Here is a 4,082-nt window from a genome sequence, read left to right on the forward strand (position 1 = left end):
TTCCTATAAACAGCAGCAAGATAAAAGCAGACATAAGAATATTTGAAGATAATTTAAAGTGGATAAAATATGATGCGCATAAACTTACCTTCCTTCATTATGCGTACTTTTCTATAACGTGCTGTATCCAAAGAAAATCGATAAAAATTGATAAAGCGATATTGCAAAAAAGATGAGAATAACTCTAATATAGAGGGCAGATGGCTGTTGAAACTGGTACACGCTATATTTTAACCTTTGTCGTTGCTTAAAAGAGTTTATCTTCACTCTCAATTCAAAGAGTGACAAAAATGAAAGAAGAAAGAATGGTCAATCTTAATAGTGGGTATCAAAGTAACCTAAGATATTGGCTCACTTGCATTATTGGATTTGTTGCTATTTTGGCAATGATAATTGTTGGTGGGTTTTATATCGCAAAACCTTATCTTGACAGTTTTGTAAAACAAGAGATAGCCCGTCGTGCTATAAAAGCAGAAACAGCTGAAGTCAGTATTCTAGGTAAAGTCAATTTGAAGAATGTTACACTCCCCGTTCCAACCGGTACATCACTTAAAATTGGTGCCATTTCTGCTCGTCCTCCTTTTTCTTTTATTCCTGGAACTTTTACATTTTATAATGTTGATTTAAAGCATAATAATATTCATGTAAAAATTCCCCAAATTTCTCTTAAAAGTGTATCTTTAAAAGACAAAGATAGAACAATCACATCACATCTTTTACAATCACTGATGCGTATTGAGCTTGCCTCAATGAGCGCTCCCAATATACAATTTTCTATAGAAAATAAAAATAAACGAGTAGAAACGGTTGAAGTCAAAAATTTTCAGCTTTTTGATTTTAAAAAAGGCCATATTCGTTCCGTTAGTATCAAAAATATGGATCTTAAAACAGTCGCAGTCAATGGTGATAAACAGATGCAGCTGATGGCTAAAAGTGATACAATAAAAGCCCAAGATATCGACATCAATTATGCCTATTCTATCATTTTCGGAAAAAATAACGCTCTCAATAAAGGAAAAACCGTTACTGGTCCTATTTTTCTGAACAATATAAGTGTCGATATTTTTGAAGAAGCAGAAAAAAATAGCTCTTTCTCCCTCGCCCAATTTAAAACATCTGGTCTAAAGATGAAACCGCTTGAGCAAACTCCTGAAAAATTGGTCAAAGCTTATCTTAATGCAAGAAAAGAGAATAATAAAGTCGCGGAAAAAATAGCACAAAATGATCTCCTTCTGAACATACTGCTCGCCATTACTTCAGCAGATGCCAAAGCTGATAATATCACCGTTGATATTCCACCCTTGAAAGCAACTCTCGAATCATTTCAATTTAAACCAAGCTTGTGGAAACATCCTGTCCCCCAAAAGCTTTTTCTTTCTCTCAATAACCTTTCCCTTTTACCTAAAAAAATGAATGAAAAAGACTTAGAACTCTTTAAGAAGATGGGGTTTGAACAAATTGATTTTTCAGGAAAACTTGATATTTCTTACGATGAAAAAAACATATGTTCTTTCTTAATACAATGTCTTTCGATATGAAAGACGTTGGATCTGGAAACATATCAGCTAAGGTTATTGATGTTGATGAAAAGCTTTTTTCTGGTCAACCAAATGTCATGATTGCTGCTTCTCAAAACCTTGGTATCAATGAAATTGATATACAATATAGAGATGCAGGTTTCATTGATAAGCTTTTTTCTTATCTTGCGAAAAATCTTAATGACAGCCAACATGATCTTAAAAAGGAACTCTATGACGATTTCTATTTAATGATGATGCAGACCCCCAAAATGCTGCTAAAAAATCATGACGAAGCAGAAAAAATTTCAAAATCCTTAGGTGAATTTGCTAAAAATCCAAAAACATTGATCATTAAAATTAAAGCAAAAGATAATAAAGGGCTCACAATGGTTGATCTCGAATCCGCTCTACAAAATGATCTATCCAAAGCTTTAAACAAAGTAGATCTCGCAATTAGAAATGAAGCATCGCCTTAAAACATATTGTGCTTTAAACATGATGATTTTGTCTATAAATTGAGAACTTTATTCCTCTTTTTGCTTTTATATGATACAGGAAGCATCATAATAGTGTTATTTACGCAGAGAATATAGAATCATAAAATTGTCGATAGTTGGAGTTGTTTATGTCTGATTTATCTTCAAATCGCTTGCCTAATCGCGCTTCTCGTGTCACCAATCAAGCGCTTTCTGCTATCGAGCGTTTTCTCCATATTGAAGCTCTTAGTGGCATTATCCTTTTATTAGCTGCTGCTTCTGCACTTATTTTTGCCAATTCTAAATATGCTGCTCTCTATGAATCTTTTTGGCATACACCTCTTGGTTTTAATTTGGGTCATTTCACTCTTTCATGGGATTTACATTTCTGGGTTAATGATGCTCTTATGACTATTTTCTTTCTCGTCGCAGGAATGGAAATTCGACGCGAAATTCATGAAGGTGCTCTTGCCGATTTTAAACAAGCAATTTTACCGATTGTTGCAGCAATAGGAGGCGTTTGTGCCCCTGCAATTATTTATTTCATCTTTAACTTTAACGAGGGACATATCTACGGTTGGGCTGTGCCAACAGCAACAGATATTGCCTTTGCTCTTGGTATTCTGGCTCTTCTTGGGAAAAAAATTCCTTCTAATCTTCATGTCATTCTTCTATCATTAGCGATTATTGATGATATTATCGCTGTTCTTATTATTGCTTTTTTCTACTCAACAAACATTGACCCTAGTGGTTTATTGATTGCAGGAACAGGTATTGCTTTGGTACTCTTTTTTCAATGGATCGGACTTGCATCAGCATGGCTTTACATTTTACCTGGTGCAATCATCTGGTGGGGATTAATGGCAACAGGCGTTCATCCATCACTTGCTGGGGTCATCTTAGGTATGATGACTCCCGTTTTTCCTACACGCACTCTTGTAGCCCCACTCACCATGCTCAGCAACGCTATGCAAATTCTCCAAGAAAAAAACACAAAAAAAGATCTCCATCATATTTCAACTGCATTGAAAAAAATGCGTAAAGGACAACAGGCAATGATTGCTCCAGTAACACGTGTTCAAAAAGCATTGCATCCATGGGTTGCATACGGTATCATGCCGGTTTTTGCCTTTGCAAATGCAGGAGTAAGTTTTGCAAACTTTGATCTTTCTTCTGACAAATCATTCTTAATTGTTCTTGGTGTTGTCATTGGTCTTTTCGTTGGTAAGCCCCTTGGCATTATCACTGCCAGTTATCTAGCTGTAAAATCAGGACTATGCCGTCTCCCTCCTCATATGACATGGACAGGTATTTTACTCATTGGGTTCTTAGCAGGAATTGGCTTTACAATGTCTATCTTTGTTTCAATGCTCGCCTTTAAAGATATTATCTTGCTTGATGCTGCAAAAATTGGAGTCCTTTGCGGCTCTGGTTTATCTGCTCTTATCGGTCTTGGATATGGATTCATTTATATTAAGCGCAATAAAAACGTTTCTCATAGTTCCGAATAAACCAAGCAATCATCTACTTTATTGAACTGATCTTTCAGCATAGCCAAGATTTTATCTACAGTCCTTGAAACAAGTGTATTTGCTTACTAAGATGTTTTTATCTTATGTTCATTTCGGTTAAATGAACGATTTGAAAATCTCCATAAAAACGTTAAGAATTGCCTGTTGTTGTTTCATTTATTAGAGGCAAAAAAATATTAAACCTCAAAAAGAGTTGCTGTTATTATCGCCTTCACCCTTAGCTTATTCTCTGCACTCAAATATATTTTGTGTATGTCTCTACCGGTCGTTCTTATATCGCCATATGAGTATCTCAAGAAAATGAAAAGATTATTATCATAGCAAGAACTTGATCACTTTTTTGAATAACTGCCCTTTTCCAAACTTTTAAAAAAATGCATTGCCGTTTAATGATTACCGGTCATCTCATTAAAATATTAAGATATAGAATATTTTTCCAAAACTCTTCACTTATCGCGGACTGACCTTTAAAACTCTAGATGTAAAATCAATGAGGTCACAAAGGAGAATAGAGCACAGATAAATTTTTAAATAATATTCATATTAAATGAGTA

Annotated in this window: 1 protein-coding gene and 1 pseudogene; both read left to right on the top strand. The window is 34.7% G+C overall.

What is annotated here, in order from left to right; genetic code table 11:
* Nucleotides 1-290 precede the first annotated feature (290 nt).
* Nucleotides 291-1,996 (top strand): annotated as a pseudogene (locus tag BN338_RS00450) (hypothetical protein).
* A 149-nt stretch (nt 1,997-2,145) separates the two neighbouring features.
* Nucleotides 2,146-3,507, top strand: a complete 1,362-nt coding sequence (nhaA, locus tag BN338_RS00455) for a Na+/H+ antiporter NhaA (protein ID WP_039758023.1) — start codon at nt 2,146-2,148, stop codon at nt 3,505-3,507.
* The last annotated feature ends 575 nt before the right edge of the window (nt 3,508-4,082 follow it).

The organism is Bartonella queenslandensis AUST/NH15 (assembly GCF_000312585.1).
In the GTDB taxonomy this organism is placed as follows: domain Bacteria; phylum Pseudomonadota; class Alphaproteobacteria; order Rhizobiales; family Rhizobiaceae; genus Bartonella; species Bartonella queenslandensis_A.

Excerpts from the sequence above, each read along its gene's own strand:
- nhaA (WP_039758023.1), top strand. The coding sequence starts at position 2,146 with ATGTCTGATTTATCTTCAAATCGCTTGCCTAATCGCGCTTCTCGTGTC.